Origin of the sequence: Mesorhizobium sp. M1A.T.Ca.IN.004.03.1.1, assembly GCF_003997555.1 — a bacterium.
GTDB lineage: Bacteria > Pseudomonadota > Alphaproteobacteria > Rhizobiales > Rhizobiaceae > Mesorhizobium.
Genome location: NZ_RZTV01000164.1, coordinates 1 through 301 on the forward strand (window position 1 = coordinate 1; position 301 = coordinate 301).

Sequence of the window (301 nt, forward strand, 5' to 3'; positions counted from 1 at the left end):
TCAGCGTGTTGCAATGCGGATGATACCAGTAGGTACCGGCATCCGGCGGCGTGAAGGCGTAATCGAAGCTGTCGCCGGTATAGATATAGGGCTGCGTCACGAAGGGCACGCCATCCATGCGGTTGTCGATGCGAAGCCCGTGCCAATGGATCGTCGTCGGCTCGTCGAGCCGGTTTTTCAGCCTTGCCGCGTAGGGCCGCCCCTTGGTCATCCGCAGAGCCGGCGGCATGCCGTCATGGCCCCAGCTCATGATGTCCCTGGTCGGACCCGCCTCGGTCAGCATGGCCTCGGTTTTCACAGC

Annotated in this window: 1 protein-coding gene; it reads right to left on the reverse strand. The window is 62.8% G+C overall.

Going from position 1 to position 301, the window contains the following annotated elements; genetic code table 11:
* The coding region (locus EOD29_RS31170) for a multicopper oxidase domain-containing protein (protein WP_164763917.1) at positions 1 to 301 on the reverse strand (301 nt) is incomplete at both ends.